This window comes from Chelativorans intermedius (assembly GCF_025398255.1).
GTDB lineage: Bacteria > Pseudomonadota > Alphaproteobacteria > Rhizobiales > Rhizobiaceae > Chelativorans > Chelativorans intermedius.
Genome location: NZ_JAODNW010000003.1, coordinates 193,339 through 209,651, shown reverse-complemented (window position 1 = coordinate 209,651; position 16,313 = coordinate 193,339). Strand labels below are relative to the sequence as shown.

Sequence of the window (16,313 nt, the reverse complement as noted above, 5' to 3'; positions counted from 1 at the left end):
AACGGGCCAACGCCCGCAGACAGGGAGTGTCTCCATGGCTCGATCTCCTGGCCGCCCCGCCGGCGTCGTCCTTTCCGCGCAGGCCGCCCCGGCAGGGAAGGCCGCCGGTCTCGGCAGGCTGCCCGAATGGAACCTCGGCGACCTCTACCCCGCCATGGACAGCCGCGAACTCAGGGAGGATCTTGCCCGCGCCGAGCGCGAGGCGGAGCTCTTCGAGAAGGAATGGAAAGGCCGGCTTGCCGCCGAGGCGCAGAAGGGCGCCGAGGGCCGCCTCGGCGAGGCGGTGCGCGCCTACGAGGCGCTCGACGAGCTGTTCGGCCGTCTCGGCTCCTATGCCGGGCTGATCTATGCCTCCGACACATCGGACCCCGCGCGCGCCAAGTTCTATGGCGACATGCAGGAGAAGCTGACCAACGCCAGCACCCACCTGCTCTTCTTCACCCTTGAGCTGAACAAGATCGACGATGCCCTCATCGAGACGGCTCTGGCCCAGGATGCGCTCTTGGGCCACTATCGGCCCTGGGTGCTCGACATCCGCAAGGACAGGCCGCACCAGCTCGAAGACCGCATCGAGCAGCTCTTCCACGAGACCGCGGTGGTCGGGCGCGGCGCCTGGAACCGGCTGTTCGACGAGACCATGACGAATCTGCGCTTTTCCGTCGACGGCGAGGAGCTGACGCTGGAGCCGACGCTCAACCTGCTCCAGGACGCCGATGCGCAGAAGCGCCGCAAGGCGGCGGAAGCGCTGGCCGGAACGCTGGGCGAGCACATCCGCCTTTTCACGCTCATCACCAACACGCTGGCCAAGGACAGGGAGATCGCCGACCGCTGGCGCGGCTTCGGCGATGTCGCCGACTCCCGCCATCTGGCCAACCGGGTGGAGCGCGAGGTGGTGGACGCGCTGGCCGCCTCCGTGCGCGCGGCCTATCCGCGCCTGTCGCATCGCTACTATGCGCTGAAGGCCAGGTGGCTCGGCATGGACGCGCTCAACCACTGGGACCGCAACGCCCCCCTGCCCGAGACGCCGCAGGCCGTCATCGGCTGGGACGAGGCAAGGGAGACCGTGCTTTCCGCCTACCGCTCCTTTGCGCCGGAGATGGCCGACATTGCCGCCCGTTTCTTCGAGAGGAACTGGATCGACGCGCCTGTGCGCCCCGGCAAGGCGCCGGGAGCCTTCGCCCATCCCACCGTGCCTTCGGTTCACCCCTATGTGCTGCTGAACTACATGGGCAAACCGCGCGACGTGATGACGCTCGCTCACGAGCTCGGCCACGGCGTGCACCAGGTGCTGGCCGGCGGGCAGGGCGCGCTCATGGCCGCCACCCCGCTCACCCTCGCCGAAACCGCCTCCGTCTTCGGCGAGATGCTCACCTTCCGCTCGCTGCTCGCGCGCACCGGCGACCGGCGCGAGCGAAAGGCGATGCTGGCGCAGAAGGTGGAGGACATGCTCAACACCGTGGTGCGCCAGATCGCCTTCTACGAGTTCGAACGCAAGGTGCACACCGAGCGCCGCAAGGGCGAGCTCACCTCCGAGCGCATCGGCGAGCTGTGGCTGGAGGTGCAGGCCGAAAGCCTTGGCCCGGCGGTCAGGCTGCGGGAAGGCTACGAAACCTTCTGGGCCTATATCCCGCACTTCATCCATGCGCCGTTCTACGTCTATGCCTATGCCTTCGGGGATTGTCTGGTGAACTCGCTCTTCGCCGTCTATCAGCAGGCCGAGACGGGCTTTCAGGAAAAGTATTTCGACATGCTGAAGGCCGGCGGCACGAAGCATCATTCCGAGCTTCTGGCGCCCTTCGGTCTCGATGCCTCCGATCCCTCCTTCTGGAGCAGGGGACTCGCCGTGATCGAGGGGCTGATCGACGAGCTGCAAGCGCTTGACGAGGAGTGATATCCTCGCCGACATGCCGAGCCCACGCCGCCCCATCGCGCTCTTCCGCAACGACCTGCAGGGCGAGACGCTGTGTTTCGCCGCGCCGCGGGAAATCCTGCTGGCCGAAACGCCGGATGCGCTGCACCCCGCGCTGGCGCGGGCCGAGGCCGCCCGCCGCCGCGGATTGTGGCTGGCGGGCTACATCTCCTACGAGGCCGGCTATGTGCTGGAGCCCGCCTTGCGGCCCCACCTTCCGCCGGACCGCCGCGCGCCGCTGATGTGCCTAGGCGTGTTCGACGCGCCGGCGGAAGAGCCCGTGCCCTCGGCCGAAGGTCCTCCGCCGCGCCTCATTGCGCCGCGCGCCGCCTGGAGCTTTGCAGACTACGAGACGCGTTTCCTGCGCCTCCACGACCACCTGCGGCGCGGCGACTGCTATCAGGGCAACCTCACCTTCCCCGTTACCGCACGCTGGCAGGGCGATCCGCTGGCCCTCTTCGACAGGCTTACCGAGCGCCAGCCGGTGCGCTACGCCGCCTATGTCGATCTCGGCGGGCCGGTGGTGCTGTCGCGCTCGCCGGAGCTGTTCTTCGAGGTCTCCCGCGACGGCTTCATCGAAACCCTGCCGATGAAGGGCACCATGCCGCGCGGCGACACGCCGGAAGAGGACGCCGCCCTCAGGGAGAAGCTGCGCAACGATCCCAAGAACCAGGCGGAAAACCGCATGATCGTGGATCTCCTGCGCAACGACATTTCGCGCGTCACCGAGGTGGGCACGCTCGACGTGCCGGAGCTTTTTCATGTCGAGACCTATCCGACCGTGCACCAGATGGTCAGCCGCGTGCGCGCCAGGCTTTCCGCCGGCGTCACGCTCACCGACATTCTGGCCGCCCTTTTTCCCTGCGGTTCCGTGACCGGCGCGCCGAAGATTTCGGCCATGAAGATCCTGCGCGCGCTCGAAGGCGCGCCGCGCGACGTCTATTGCGGCGCCATAGGCTGGACGGCGCCCGACGGGCGCATGCGCTTCAACGTCGCCATCCGCACCATCGCGCTCCATGCCGATGGCGAGGCCGTCTTCAATGTGGGCGGCGGCGTGGTCTTCGATTCCACCGCGCACGGGGAATATGCGGAGTGCCTGCTGAAGGCCCGCTTCGCCACCGGCGAGGTGCCCGCCACACCGTGAAGGTGCGTTTCTCCCTTTGATTGTGACGCTGTTCTGTGTTTTGACGCTTGAAAGCTTCGTCCGTCCAACGAGGAGACCTCCCCGAAATGGCAAATACAGACTGGCCCATTCACGGCGCGATCGCCGGTCCCTTCGTCATGATCGGCTTCGGCTCGATCGGTCGTGGCGTGCTGCCCCTGATCGAGCGCCATTTCCACTTCGACAAGTCGCGCATGGTGGTCGTCGATCCGGTCGACACGCACCGCCACCTGCTCGACGAGCGCGGCATCAGGTTCCTCAAGGCTGCGGTGACGAAGGAGAACTACGAAGAACTGCTCACCCCGCTTCTGACCAAGGGCGAAGGACAGGGCTTCTGCGTCAACCTTTCCGTCGACACCTCCTCGCTGGACCTGATGCGCCTTTGCCGCAGGCTGGGCGTTCTCTACATCGACACCGTGGTGGAGCCGTGGCTCGGCTTCTATTTCGACCGGGGGGCCGGCAATGCCGCGCGCACCAACTACGCGCTGCGCGAGACCGTGCGCCGGGAAAAGGCGCAGAACCCCGGCGGCACCACCGCCATCTCCTGCTGCGGGGCCAATCCGGGCATGGTCTCCTGGTTCGTCAAGCAGGCGATGGTGAACCTGGCAGAGGACATGAAGCTCGACTTCGAGGAGCCCGGCCCGGACGACCGCGAGGGCTGGGCACGCTTCATGCAGAGGCTGGGCGTGAAGGGCATCCACATCGCCGAGCGCGACACCCAGCGCACCAGACGCCCGAAGCCTCTCAACGTGTTCTGGAACACCTGGTCGGTCGAAGGCTTCATCGCCGAGGGCATGCAGCCTGCCGAACTCGGCTGGGGCACGCACGAAACCTGGCGGCCAGACAATGCCCGCGACCAGGAGGAAGGCTGCAAGGCGGCGATCTTTCTGGAGCAGCCGGGCGCCAATACGCGGGTGCGCAGCTGGTGCCCGACGCCCGGTCCCCAATACGGTTTTCTGGTCACCCACAACGAGTCGATCTCCATCGCCGACTTTTTCACCCTGCGCGGCGAAGACGGAAAGGTCGTCTACCGCCCCACCTGTCACTATGCCTATCACCCCTGCAACGACGCGGTGCTTTCGCTGCACGAGATGTTCGGCAATGGCGGCACGCCGCAGCCCGTGCAGCATGTGCTGGACGAGGACGAGCTCGTGGACGGGATGGACGAGCTCGGCGTGCTCCTCTACGGCCACGCCCGCAACGCCTACTGGTTCGGCTCGCAGCTTTCGCTGGAGGAGACGCGCAGGCTCGCGCCCTATCAGAATGCCACGGGCCTGCAGGTCACGTCGGCCGTGATGGCGGGCATGGTCTGGGCGCTGGAGAACCCCGAAGCCGGCATCGTCGAGACCGACGAGATGGACTACCGCCGCTGCCTCGATATCCAGCTTCCCTATCTCGGGCCGGTGAAGGGGTACTACACGGAGTGGACCCCGCTGGCCGGCCGTCCCGGCCTTTTTCCCGAGGACATCGACACCCGGGACCCATGGCAATTCCGCAACATCCTGGTGCGCTAGCGCCGGTCCCGGTCGATTTTTGCTTGCCTTCGCACGGCATGAGCGGCGAAGAAATGGCGATTTCAAGTGAGGAGGCCGATATGGTCACAACCAGAAAGATCGCGTCCTGCGCCGCGCTGCTGTCTCTGCTGGCCGTCTCCGGCTGCGTGGGCATGGGTGCAGGCATGGGGCCGGGCCCCGCACCGGCGCGCGCAAGCAACGTCGATGGGGAATGGGTCGGTGCGGAGGGCATCCGCTCGACCTTCAGGGCCGGCGCCTTCGAGACCCGCGCACCCGACACGGGCGAGGTTCTCGCCACTGGAAGCTATCAGGAGCAGCCGGGCGGTCTCGTGCGCATTTCCGTGCAGTCGCGGGTGCGCGACCCGCAGATTGTCGACTGCCTGAAGGTCGACGCCGGCGGCGGGCGCGTCCACCAGCTCAATTGCACGAGTTCGAGCGGCCAGAGCTTCGTTCTCACCCGGGCCGGCTGACCCCCCCGCGCGTACATGCGGGCTGGCCGGCGGCATGCTGACCTTGCCGCCGGCGCCCCACCGACCACGGACCGGCCGCCGTGCGGCGCTTCCGAATCTGCTCCCTCTCCCCTCCTTGCGCCCTTCAAGGTTTCGCTTGCATCGCCGGCAGGCCGATGAAACCATGCCCGGCGCGTTGCGAAACCGACACGCTGCGGCGGTAGAGCTGAACAATCAGGGAAGCATTCGGGAGTACAATCATGAAAAGACTCGCGCTCTTCGCTTTCGGCACATCGGCCTTGGCGCTGTCCGTGGCGCCCGCCTTTGCCGACTATGCGCTCAACATCCTGCACATCAACGACTGGCACAGCCGCATCGAGCCGATCAACAAGTACGACTCCACCTGCTCCGCCGAGGACGATGCGGCCGGCGAATGCTTCGGCGGCGCCGCCCGCCTGGTCACGGCCGTGCGCGAGCGCCGCGCTGCGCTGGAGGGCCAGAATGTCCTGTTCCTCAATGCCGGCGACAATTTCCAGGGCTCGCTCTTCTACACCACCTACAAGGGCACGGTGGAGGCGGAGTTCCTCAATCTCATGAACACCGACGCCATGGTGGTCGGCAATCACGAATTCGATGACGGCGAGGACGGCCTCGCCGCTTTCCTGGAGAAGGTCGAGTTTCCGGTCCTGGGCTCCAATGTGAAGGCCAGCGAGGCATCCGCCCTTGGCGACCGGGTGAAGGAATACGTGGTTCTGGAGGTGGGCGGCGAAAGGATCGGCATCGTCGGCGCCGTGGCCAACGACACGGCGGAGCTTTCCTCCCCGGGCGAGAACGTCTCCATCATCGAGGATGTCGAGGGCATCCAGGCGGCGGTCGAGACGCTGGAGGCGCAGGGCGTGAACAAGATCATCGCGCTCACCCATGTGGGCTATCCGCGCGACCTTGCCGCCATCGCCAGGATTCCCGGTGTCGACGTGGTGGTGGGCGGCCACACCAACACGCTCCTTTCCAACACGATCGAGGGTGCCGAAGGCCCCTACCCCACCTTTGTCGACAACCCGTCGGGCTATCGGGTGCCGGTGGTGCAGGCCGCTTCCTACTCCAAGTATCTGGGCGAGCTGAACGTCGTCTTCGACGACGCCGGCACGGTGACGGATGCCTCGGGCGACGTCCATCTCATCGACGCCTCGGTCGAGAAGGATGCGGCGGTGGTGGCCCGCGTGGAGGAGCTGGCCGGCCCCATCGAGGAATTGAAGAGCACCGTCGTCTCCGAGGCTGCCGCCGCCATCGACGGCAGCCGCGAGAGCTGCCGGGCGATGGAATGCGCAATGGGCAATCTGGTGACGGATGCCATGCTGGCGCGCACGCGCGACCAGGGCGTGCAGTTCGCCATCACCAATGGCGGTGGCCTGCGTGCCTCCATCGACGCCGGCGAGATTACCATGGGCGAGGTGCTGGAGGTCCTGCCGTTCCAGAACACGCTCGCCACCTTCCAGTTGAAGGGGGCGGATGTCGTCGCCTCGCTGGAGAGCGGCGTCAGCCGCATCGAGGAAGGGGCCGGGCGCTTCCCGCAGGTCTCGGGCCTGCGCTACACCTTCGACCCCGCCGCCGAGCCAGGCAGCCGCATCTCATCCGTCGAGGTGCAGACGGAGGGTGGCTGGGCGCCCATCGACCCGGAGACCACCTACACCATCGCCTCCAACAATTTCATGAGAGCGGGGGGAGATGGCTACAGCCTGTTCGCCGAGAACGCCATGAACGCCTATGACTACGGGCCGGGGCTGGAGCAGGCGGTGGCCGACTATCTGGCCGAGAACCGGCCCTACCAGCCCTACACCGACGGCCGCATTCGCGTCGCGGCCGCGCCGATGGCCGGCACGGCGGACGCACCCATGGAGGACACACCCGCCGAAACGGAAGGCATGGCCGACACGGGGGAGACGATGGAGGAGGCCGAACCCGCCATGGGCAACACCCATGTCATCGTGCGTGGCGACACCTATTGGGACCTGGCGCGGACCTATTACGGCGACCCGGCCAAATGGTCGCTCATCGCCGAGGCCAACCCGCAGTTCGCCCCGCGCCGCCTCGTCATCGGCGCCACGCTGACGGTGCCGCCCGCCCCATAGGCCGGCGGCCGGCGCGCCCCTTCGCCGAGTGCCCCGCGCCCGCGCGGGGCATTCCTTTTGCCTGCGGCCAGAAGCGCCATTGTTTTTGCGGATAACTTCGCTAGGTGCGGTGTCAGCGACAGGAGCACATGATGACCATCACCATCGACCGCGAGACGGCCAGGGCGGCAGGCCCGAAACCGGCGGACCATCCGCCCGTCCACATCGGCAAGGTGGGCGTGCTGCTCGTCAATCTCGGCACGCCGGACGGGACGGACTACGGGCCGATGCGCCGCTATCTGGCCGAATTCCTTTCCGACCCGCGCGTCATCGAGTGGCCGCGTGCCATCTGGTATCCGATCCTCTACGGCATCGTGCTCAACACACGGCCGAAGAAGTCGGGCGCCGCCTACGCAAAGATATGGAACCGGGAGCGCAACGAATCCCCGCTGCGCACCTTCACCCGCGCCCAGGCGGAGAAGCTGGGGCAGGCGCTGACCGACCACGGGACCGTGATCGTGGACTGGGCCATGCGCTACGGAAAGCCCTCCATCGAGGCCGTGACGAAGAGCCTGATGGAACGCGGCTGCGACCGCATCGTGCTCTTTCCGCTCTATCCGCAATACTCCGCCACCACCACCGCCACGGTGAACGACAGCTTCTTCAAGGCGCTCTTGGCGATGCGCTTCCAGCCGGCCATCCGCACGGTGCCTGCCTATTATGACGAGCCGGTCTACATCGAGGCGCTCGCCCGCTCCATCGAGCGCCACCTGGCAACGCTCGATTTCGAGCCGGAGGTCCTGATCGCCTCCTATCACGGCATTCCGCAGAGCTATTTCCGCCGCGGCGACCCCTATCATTGCCACTGCCGGAAGACCTCGCGGCTGCTTGCCCGGCGTCTGGGCTGGGAAGAGGAGAGGCTGCTCACCTGCTTCCAGTCCCGTTTCGGGCCGGAAGAATGGCTGCAGCCCTATACCGACAAGACGGTGGAGAGGCTGGCGCGCGAGGGCGTGAAGTCGATCGCCGTCTTCAATCCCGGTTTCGTTTCCGACTGTCTGGAGACGCTGGAGGAGATCGCCATCGGCGCGGGCGAAATCTTCCATGAGGCGGGCGGCGAGAACTTTGCCCACATCCCCTGCCTGAACGACAGCGAGGAGGGCATGGCGGTGATCGAGGAGCTGGTGCGCCGCGAGCTTTCCGGCTGGGTCTGACGCCTGCGGCGCGACGCCCTACGCGACGCCCAGGCGCAAGAGATCGTGGAAATGCACGATGCCCACCGGGCGCTCGCCCTCCGTCACCACCAGCGCGCTGACATTGTGCTCGTTGAGCAGCGCCATGGCCTGGCTTGCCAGGGTTTGCGGCCTCACCGTCTTGGGCTGGCGCGTCATGATGTCCTCCACCACCAGCTCTGCCATGTTGCGGTGCAGGTTGCGGGCAAGATCCCCGTCGGTGACGATGCCGGCAAGCCGCCCGCTCTCCTCCACCACACACACGCAGCCCAGCCGCTTCTGCGACAGCGTCATCACCGCTTCCGGCATCTTCGTGCCCGGCCGCACAACCGGAATGTCGTCGCCGCGGCGCATGATGTCCCCGACATGGGTGAGATTGGCGCCGAGCTGACCGCCGGGATGGAAGGTGCGAAAATGATCGGCGGTGAAGCCGCGCGCCTCCAGCAGCGCGACCGCCAGCGCATCGCCGACGACCAGTTGCAGAAGCGTCGAGGTGGTGGGCGCCAGCCCGTGCGGGCATGCCTCGGAAACGCGCGGCAGGCGGAGGACCACGCGCGCCTCGCGCGCCAGCGCCGACTTCTCGCGCGAGGTGACGGCGATGATCGGAATCGAAAAGCGCCGTGCGTAGGCCACGATGCCCTTGAGCTCCGCACTCTCGCCCGACCAGGACAGGGCGATGATGGCATCGTTGCGGGCAATCATGCCGAGATCGCCGTGATTGGCCTCCGCCGGATGCACAAAATAGGCCGGCGTTCCCGTGGAGGCGAGCGTGGCGGCAATCTTGGAGCCGATATGGCCGCTCTTGCCGACGCCGGTGACGATGACGCGGCCGGAAAGCCCCTTGATGAGCCGTACGGCCTCGACAAAGGGCTGCGAAAGCCCGTCCTTGAGCGCCTCCTCAAGAGCGGCAAGCGCAGCCCGGTCGGCATCCAGCGTGCGCATGGCCGAGGCAATGGCGCCCTCGGCGACGATCTGTGCGGTATCCGTCTTCAACATGGGAATTGCGCTTAGCGCTTTCGGCGCGCGATGTCCAACCATTGCGCGCTTTTCCACCTGCCTGGCCCGCCCATGCCTCTTCGTTCCCGCGCCTGGGCTACAGGCCGGGTCTTGCCAAGGAGCTCGGAAAACGGAGCGCGCCGATCGCACCTCTCTGCTTGTTTGCGACGCGTCCACGGCCCTCTGCCATGGCTCCGGGCGTTCGTCGCTCGAAAAGCCAAATCGTTGGCTTTTCGTCCGCTTCGCGGTGCGGACTCTGTCCCCGCGCGGGCACGGGCTTTCAACCTTGTGTTAACCAACGCCATTTACCCTTTGGTTACCCTGGTGCGGCCGCGCCGGGGAGGTTTCGGGGTGGGCATGCCGCACATTCGCTTGCAAAGGAAAAGCCGATCCTTCTGCCTTGCCTGCGCAGTGGGCGCGCTTCTGGCGCTGCCCGCAGCCGGCCAGGAGGCGGATTTGCGCGGCACGGTGAGCGAGACGCGGAATGCCGGCATCCCCTCGCCGGTCTATCAGCCTGCAAGCGCCGGCGCGCTGCCCGCCGAGACAGGGGAAAACGGCACGCTGTTTCCCGACCGGGGCGCCGATGCCGACCAGACGCCCTTTTCCTCTCTCGATTCCCAAGGCCCGCCGCGCACGCCCTCCACGGCAAGGGAACGTCGCGCAGACCGCGCCCGGCAGGCCGCCGACGCGCCGGCAGAGAGAGAAGCACCCGAAACAGGGGCGGTCGAAGCCACGAGCACGGCCTCTCTGGACGGGGGAGCCGAGGCGATCCGCCCGCTACCGCTGCGCACCAACGCGCCCGTGCAGCCGATCGAGGGCCGGCGCCCGACACGGGAAGACGACCCCTATGCGCCGCTCGGCCTGCGGGTGGGCAGCTTCACCGTCGTCCCCACCCTTGAACAGGGGCTGCGATGGACCTCCAACGCCAACGACAGCCCGCAGGGCAGCGAAGCCCTGTTCTCCGAGACGACGCTGCGGCTCAACGCCGTCTCCGACTGGCCGCGCCATCGGGCAGCATTGAACGGCTATGCCACCTATCGCGAGACGATCTCCGGCGAGCAGGATTCAGAGCTTGAGGGCGGGGCAGACGCCGCGCTGGAGCTCGACCTTGCCGACGGCCTGTCGGCCCGCGCCGCGCTTTCCTACGAGGTGCGGCGCGAAACGGCATCATCGCCCGTTTTCGTGGCGGGCGTGGAGCGCCAGCCCCTGCGCCACACCCTCGACGGCGCACTGGGCGTAGAAAGGGCACTCGGCCGGCTGCGCCTCGGCGTGACCGGCGCGGTAACGCGCGACTGGTATGGCGATGCGCGGCTTGCCAATGGCGACACGCTTTCCCAGAGCGACCGCAACTCCACCCTGGCGGTCATGAGGCTGCGTGGCGGCTACGAGCTTTCGCCGGCGCTCATTCCCTTCCTGGAGGTGGAGGCGGGCCGGCGCTTCCATGACGAGGACCGCGACAGCGCCGGCTATGCCCGCTCCGCCACGCGGCTGGCGGGGCGCGCCGGCCTGGCACTCGACCTGACGGAGAAGCTTGCCGGCGAGGTCTCCGCCGGCTGGGTGGCCGAGGATTTCGAGGACTCGCGCCTTGACACCGTTTCCGGGCTGGAGCTGGCGGCGGCACTCGACTGGTCGCCCATGCGCGGCACCAATGTGCGCCTCGACGGCACCACGACCGTGGAAGGCTCGACGAATGCCGGCGAAAGCGGTTCGCTGCTCTATGCCGGCACGCTGCGGATCGAGCGGCGGCTGCGCGCCAATCTTTCCGGCGACGTGGCGCTGGGCGCCGCCTGGCGCGACTACGCCGGCGACGGCCATGACCTGATCCTGAGCGGCGAGGCGAGCCTGACCTGGTGGCTCAACCGTTATGCCGGGTTGACCGGCCGCGCCCGACATGAGCGGCAGCACAGCAGCCTGCCCGACCGTGACTATGAGGAAACCAGCGTCTTCATGGGTGTGACGCTGCAGCGATAGGCCCGGCCGCCAAGGCCGCAGACAGCCGCCTAGGCCCCGCGCGCCAGCCTCTCCATCAGGCTGCGAAGGCGCGGACGCATCTGCTCGTCCTGCAGGGCGAAAGCCAGATTGGCCTCGACGAAGCCTTCCGGCGTGCCGCAATCGAAGGTGAGCCCGCGATAGACATGCGCGTAGAAGGGCTGCTCGGCATGCAGGCGCAGCATGGCGTCGGTGATCTGGATCTCGCCGCCCGCGCCCTTTTCCTGTGTTTCCAGAAGGGTGAAGATCTCCGGCTGCAGGATGTAGCGGCCGGAGATGAAGAAGTTGGAGGGGGCGTCCTCCGGCTTCGGCTTTTCCACCATGGCGGTGATCTCGAAACCCGTGTGGGCCTCCTTGCCGCGCCCGACGATGCCGTATTTGTGGGTCTGGGCGGGGTCGCATTCCTCCACGGACACCACGTTGCCGCCGGTCCTGGCGTAAAGCTCCACCATCTGCTTCAGGCAGCCGGGGCTCGACTGCATGATCATGTCGGGAAGCAGCAGCGCGAAGGGCTCTCCCCCCACCAGCTCGCGCGCGCACCACACCGCGTGGCCAAGACCCAGCGGCTCCTGCTGGCGGGTGTAGCTGAAGGTGCCGGCCCGCGGCTCAATGGCCCGCAGCGCCTCCAGAACATCCGTCTTGCCGCGCTTCGAGAGCGTTTCGTAGAGTTCCACCTGGATGTCGAAATGGTCTTCGATGGCGGTCTTTCCCCGCCCCGTCACGAAGATGAAATGCTCGATGCCGGCCTCGCGCGCCTCCTCCACCACATACTGGATGACGGGCCTGTCCACCACGGTGAGCATTTCCTTCGGCACCGCCTTGGTGGCAGGCAGAAAGCGGGTGCCCAGACCGGCGACGGGAAAGACGGCTTTACGGATTTTCTTCATGCGGCAAATCCCCTCGACATCTTGCTGCCTTGAACGCATCGCAGGATGCTTGGGCAAGGCCGGCCCTTCCTTTAGCGTAAATGCCGCAGGTGCGGGCCCTGCCCGGCCTTGGCCCGGTTATATATGGTAAACTCTTTCCTAACCGCAATCGGCGATAAGACCGCTTGGTTGTTCCGATGGAGGTTGGAATGTTTGCGAAAAGAGCCACGACGGCCATGCTTCTCGCCGCTGCTGGCCTTGTCCTGCTGGCTGGCCTGCCAGCGCGTGCCGATGCGGGTTTCCAGCGCTGGATCGCCGATTTCCGCAATGTGGCCGTCCAGAACGGCATTTCCGGCGCCACCTATGACCGGATTTTTCGGGGCGTTGCCGCGCCCGACCCGGAGGTGCTGGAGAAGGCCCGCTACCAGCCCGAGTTCCGCGCCGAGCCGTGGGAATATTTCGATAACCGGGTGCAGGAGGACGCCATCCGCAGGGGCCGGCAGCTCGCCCGCCAGTGGAAACCCTGGCTCGACCGCATCGAAAGGCGGTTCGGCGTCGATCGCCACATCCTGCTCGCCATCTGGTCGATCGAATCCAACTATGGCGAGGCGTTGAAGAACGACCGCATCATGCGCAGCCTGCCCCGCTCGCTGGCAACGCTGGCCTATGCCGACCAGCGGCGCGCGAAGTTCGCCCGCACCCAGCTACTGGCCGCGCTCAGGATCGTCGAGAACGGCGACATCTCCGCCGAACAGCTCACCAGCTCATGGGCGGGCGCCATGGGACACACCCAGTTCATTCCCACGAGCTATCTCGCCTATGCGGTGGACATGGACGGCGACGGGCGGCGCGACATCTGGAATTCGGTGCCCGACGCGCTGGCCACCGCCGCCAACCTGCTGCAAAAGAACGGCTGGCGCACGGGCGAGACCTGGGGATACGAGGTGGTGCTGCCGGGGGGACGCAAGTTTCCCGCCGGCACCATGCCGCTTTCGCGCTGGGCCTCGATCGGCGTGGTACGCGCCAACGGCAAGCCCTTTCCGCGCCCTTCCGACAGCGCGGAGCTGAAGGTGCCCGACGGCCGCGCCGGGCCGGCCTTCCTGGTGGTGAAGAACTTCTTCGTGCTCAAGCGCTACAACAATGCCGACAAATATGCGCTGGCCGTCGGCCTGCTGGCCGACGAGATCGCCGGCTATGGCGGGCTCGTGCGCGACTGGAACCGGCCCTTCGAGCGCCTGTCCTATGAAGAGACGGAGGAGCTGCAGAAGCGTCTTGGCGCGCTCGGCTACTACAGCGGGCCGATCGACGGCAAGATCGGGTCCGGCTCGCGCAGCGCCATCAAGGCGTTTCAGGAGCGCATGGGGTTGGCGCCCACCGGCCACCCGAGCAAGGAAGTGCTGCGCAAGCTGAGAGGGCAATAGGGAAGGAAGCACGCCATGGCCAGGACCCAGCGCCGACAGACCCGCCCCGGTTGGCGGCCGGCGCTCGCCGTTCTGGCGATGGCGCTGCTTGTGACCGCGCTGCCCTCCTTCTGCGACAGCGCGTCTGCCCAGGAGCTTATCCGCAGGCGCGGGCTGTTCGACATGCTGTTCGGCGGCCCGCCGCCGCGTGAGGCGCTGCCGCCGGCGCGCCAGCCGCAGCGGGCAGCCCCCGGCCGGCCGCCGCAGGCCCCGGCCGCGCGCCGCGCGCCGCCGGCCGCAGCCGCCCCGGCGCCGCCGCCTGCCCCGACGGTGGAGAAGCTGGACAATGCGCGCGTCGTGCTGGTGGTCGGCGATTTCCTGGCCGCCGGACTGGCCGAGGGGCTGATGGCGGCCTATGCGGACGCGCCGGGGGTGCGCATCGTCGACCGCACCAACGGCTCCTCCGGTTTCGTGCGCGACGACTTCTACCACTGGAACGCCGCCATCGGCCCCATTCTCGAAGAGGTGGAGCCGGATGTGGTGGTCGTCATGATCGGCTCGAACGACCGCCAGCCGCTCGTCGTCGCCGGTCGGCGCGAGAGCCCGCAGAGCGGCCCGTGGGTGGAGGAATACACGCGCCGCGTGAACGCCTTTGCCGAGACGATCGGGGAGGAGGGGCTGCCGCTGGTGTGGACGGGCCTGCCGCCCTTCAAGTCCTCCTCCATGTCCTCCGACATGCTGGCCTTCAACGACATCCACAGCCGGGCGGCGGAGGCGGTGGGCGGCACCTTCGTCGATATCTGGGAAGGCTTCGTGGACGAGAACGGGGCCTTCGTCTTCACCGGGCCGGACATGAACGGCCAGCCGGTGCGCCTGCGCGGCAGCGACGGCATCAACCTGACGCGGCCGGCCAAGCGCAAGATCGCTTTCTATGTGGAGAAGCCGCTGGCCAAGCTTCTGGGCGCGGCGGTGGAGCCGGGCATCGAGCGGCTGGACCCGGACAGCCTGACGGCGCCGGGGCTTGCCCCGCAGGAGCCGGCCGACCGAAGCCGCACGCATCCCGTCTCCCTGGCCGGCCCCGAACTTGACGGGGGCGCGGCCCTTCTGGGCGCTCTGCCGCCGGGGGAGAGCGCCGAACGCCCGCAACCCGAAGCGCCGAAGCCCGGCCGGGCCGACGACTTCCTGCTGCAAGACGACGTGGGACCGCGCTGAGGAGCTGCCCTCAGCGCGGCAGGAGGGACGTTCCCATCAGGAACTCGTCGATGGCGCGCGCCGCCTGACGGCCCTCGCGAATGGCCCAGACCACCAGCGACTGGCCGCGACGCGCATCGCCGGCTGCAAACAGCCGGTCGATGCTGGTGCGGTAGTCCCTGTCATTGGCCACGATGTTGGTGGAGTTGCGCCGGTCGACGCTGATCGCCAGCCGGTCGCCGAGTTCGGACAGCAGCCCCGTCTCCAACTGGCCGGCAAAGCCGATGGCGATGAAGGCCAGATCGGCCTTGATGACGAACTCCGTGCCCGCGATGGGCTGGCGCTTCTCGTCCACCTGGCAGCACTTCACGCCGGTAAGCTGCCCCTCCTCGCCGATGAAGGCCAGCGTGGCCACCTGGAACTCGCGCTCCGCACCCTCGGCCTGCGAGGAGGAGGTGCGCATCTTGGTGGCCCAATAGGGCCAGACGGTAAGCTTGTCCTCCTTCTCCGGCGGCTTCGGCCGGATGTCGAGCTGGGTCACGCGCACCGCACCCTGGCGGAAGGCGGTGCCGATGCAGTCCGAGGCCGTGTCGCCGCCGCCCACAACCACGACATGCTTGCCGCCGGCGAGAATGGGCTCGGAGGGCCAGGCGACGGACTGAATGTCCTCGCCGCCGATCCGCCGGTTCTGCTGCACGAGATAGGGCATGGCGTCGTGGACACCGGCAAGCTCCACGCCAGGAATGCCGGCCGGGCGGGGCTTTTCCGAGCCGCCGCAATAAAGCACGGCGTCATATTCGGAAAGAAGCTCCGCAACCGGCTTGTCGACGCCCACATTGACGCCGCAGAAGAAGGTGACGCCCTCGCCCTGCATCTGCTCGACGCGGCGGTCGACATAGTGCTTCTCGATCTTGAAATCGGGGATGCCATAGCGCATCAGCCCGCCGGGGCGGCTCTCGCGCTCATAGACGTGCACCTCGTGCCCGGCGCGGCCGAGCTGCTGGGCCGCGGCCATCCCGGCCGGCCCAGAGCCGATGATGGCCACGCGCTTTCCGGTCTTCCTCTCCGGCGGCTGCGGGCGGATATAGCCGAGCTCGTAGGCCTTGTCGGCAATCGCCTGCTCGACCGTCTTGATGGCAACGGGCACATCCTCCAGGTTCAGCGTGCACGCCTCCTCGCACGGCGCGGGGCAGATGCGACCCGTCCACTCCGGGAAATTGTTGGTGGAGTGGAGATTGCGGATCGCCGTCTCCCAGTCGCCGCGATAGACGAGATCGTTCCAGTCGGGGATCTGGTTGTGCACGGGACAGCCCATCGGCCCATGGCAGAAGGGAATGCCACAATCCATGCACCGCGCGGCCTGCTTCTCGACCTCCTTGTCCGACATCGGCAGCGTGAACTCGCGAAAATGCCGAATGCGGTCGGAGGCCGGCTGGTACTTGTTCTCCTGCCGGTCGATCTCCAGAAAGCCTGTAACCTTGCCCATGCTCATCCCTTGTT

12 protein-coding genes are annotated in these 16,313 nt (G+C 67.3%); 9 read left to right on the top strand and 3 right to left on the bottom strand.

The genetic code is table 11. The features are described 5' to 3' along the window. Nucleotides 1-34 precede the first annotated feature (34 nt). From NYR58_RS04905 to hemH, 6 genes are all read left to right on the top strand, one after another. Complete coding sequence (locus tag NYR58_RS04905; protein ID WP_261519357.1) at nucleotides 35-1,891, top strand: M3 family oligoendopeptidase; 1,857 nt, start codon at nucleotides 35-37, stop codon at nucleotides 1,889-1,891. Between the two features lie 13 nt (nucleotides 1,892-1,904). Continuing rightward, nucleotides 1,905-3,053, top strand: a complete 1,149-nt coding sequence (locus NYR58_RS04900) for an aminodeoxychorismate synthase component I (RefSeq protein ID WP_261519449.1) — start codon at nucleotides 1,905-1,907, stop codon at nucleotides 3,051-3,053. Between the two features lie 86 nt (nucleotides 3,054-3,139). Continuing rightward, nucleotides 3,140-4,585 (top strand): homospermidine synthase, encoded by a 1,446-nt coding sequence (locus tag NYR58_RS04895; protein WP_261519356.1) that lies wholly within the window; start codon nucleotides 3,140-3,142, stop codon nucleotides 4,583-4,585. Between the two features lie 80 nt (nucleotides 4,586-4,665). Further along, entirely contained in the window at nucleotides 4,666-5,055 is a 390-nt protein-coding gene (locus NYR58_RS04890; protein ID WP_261519355.1) for a hypothetical protein, read from the top strand. 239 nt (nucleotides 5,056-5,294) lie between these two features. Beyond that, nucleotides 5,295-7,163 carry a 5'-nucleotidase C-terminal domain-containing protein gene (locus NYR58_RS04885; protein WP_261519354.1) on the top strand — a complete coding sequence of 623 codons (1,869 nt, stop codon included), beginning with the start codon at nucleotides 5,295-5,297 and terminating at the stop codon, nucleotides 7,161-7,163. Nucleotides 7,164-7,294: 131 nt separating this feature from the next. After that, nucleotides 7,295-8,353, top strand: coding sequence for a ferrochelatase (gene hemH / locus NYR58_RS04880; RefSeq protein ID WP_261519353.1), 1,059 nt, complete (start codon nucleotides 7,295-7,297; stop codon nucleotides 8,351-8,353). Between the two features lie 18 nt (nucleotides 8,354-8,371). Here the strand turns inward: hemH and NYR58_RS04875 are convergent, their stop codons facing one another. After that, nucleotides 8,372-9,367 (bottom strand): KpsF/GutQ family sugar-phosphate isomerase, encoded by a 996-nt coding sequence (locus tag NYR58_RS04875; protein WP_261519352.1) that lies wholly within the window; start codon nucleotides 9,365-9,367, stop codon nucleotides 8,372-8,374. A 357-nt stretch (nucleotides 9,368-9,724) separates the two neighbouring features. Here NYR58_RS04875 and NYR58_RS04870 point away from each other — a divergent pair, with 357 nt between their 5' ends. Further along, nucleotides 9,725-11,338: an outer membrane beta-barrel protein gene (locus NYR58_RS04870; protein ID WP_261519351.1), complete on the top strand. Its 1,614-nt coding sequence runs from the start codon at nucleotides 9,725-9,727 to the stop codon at nucleotides 11,336-11,338. Nucleotides 11,339-11,367: 29 nt separating this feature from the next. On the opposite strand, the gene galU is transcribed toward NYR58_RS04870, so the two are convergent. Beyond that, the gene (gene galU / locus NYR58_RS04865; RefSeq protein ID WP_261519350.1) at nucleotides 11,368-12,243 is read right to left on the bottom strand and encodes a UTP--glucose-1-phosphate uridylyltransferase GalU; all 876 of its coding nucleotides are present in this window, start codon (nucleotides 12,241-12,243) and stop codon (nucleotides 11,368-11,370) included. A 188-nt stretch (nucleotides 12,244-12,431) separates the two neighbouring features. Between galU and NYR58_RS04860 the strand changes: the two genes are divergently transcribed. Next, the gene (locus tag NYR58_RS04860) at nucleotides 12,432-13,643 is read left to right on the top strand and encodes a lytic murein transglycosylase (RefSeq protein WP_261519349.1); all 1,212 of its coding nucleotides are present in this window, start codon (nucleotides 12,432-12,434) and stop codon (nucleotides 13,641-13,643) included. A gap of 15 nt (nucleotides 13,644-13,658) precedes the next feature. Next, on the top strand, nucleotides 13,659-14,834 hold the full coding sequence (locus tag NYR58_RS04855; protein ID WP_261519348.1) for an SGNH/GDSL hydrolase family protein: 1,176 nt from the start codon (nucleotides 13,659-13,661) through the stop codon (nucleotides 14,832-14,834). 10 nt (nucleotides 14,835-14,844) lie between these two features. On the opposite strand, the gene NYR58_RS04850 is transcribed toward NYR58_RS04855, so the two are convergent. Further along, nucleotides 14,845-16,299, bottom strand: a complete 1,455-nt coding sequence (locus NYR58_RS04850; RefSeq protein WP_261519448.1) for a glutamate synthase subunit beta — start codon at nucleotides 16,297-16,299, stop codon at nucleotides 14,845-14,847. Nucleotides 16,300-16,313: the final 14 nt, after the last annotated feature.